This window comes from Bradyrhizobium sp. BRP22 (genome assembly GCF_020194175.1).
Classification (GTDB): Bacteria; Pseudomonadota; Alphaproteobacteria; order Rhizobiales; family Xanthobacteraceae; genus Bradyrhizobium.
Genome location: NZ_JADYVX010000164.1, coordinates 1 through 255 on the forward strand (window position 1 = coordinate 1; position 255 = coordinate 255).

The window sequence follows — 255 nt, forward strand, 5'->3', positions numbered from 1 at the left end:
GATGAACAAGAGATAAGGCTCGCCGGTCTGCAGCCGGTTCTCAAGGATGCGTTGCCACAGCTGGCGGGCATCGATCTCGCGGACGACCTCGTTAGTCTTCGGGCTGCGCAGAGAGACTGCGGTGCCGACGCCTACGGCACGCATGAACTCGTCGGTGACGTTGATGCCGTGATGCAGGTTGAGGCTCTTGCGGTTGAAGTCGCCGGACGCCTTGCGGATCTCGAGGAACTCCTCGATCTCGGGATGGTGGATATC

The 255-nt window shown here is 60.8% G+C and carries 1 pseudogene; it reads right to left on the bottom strand.

What is annotated here, in order from left to right:
• A pseudogene (locus I6F35_RS39815) lies at positions 1-255 on the bottom strand (ribonucleotide-diphosphate reductase subunit alpha); the annotation flags it as partial.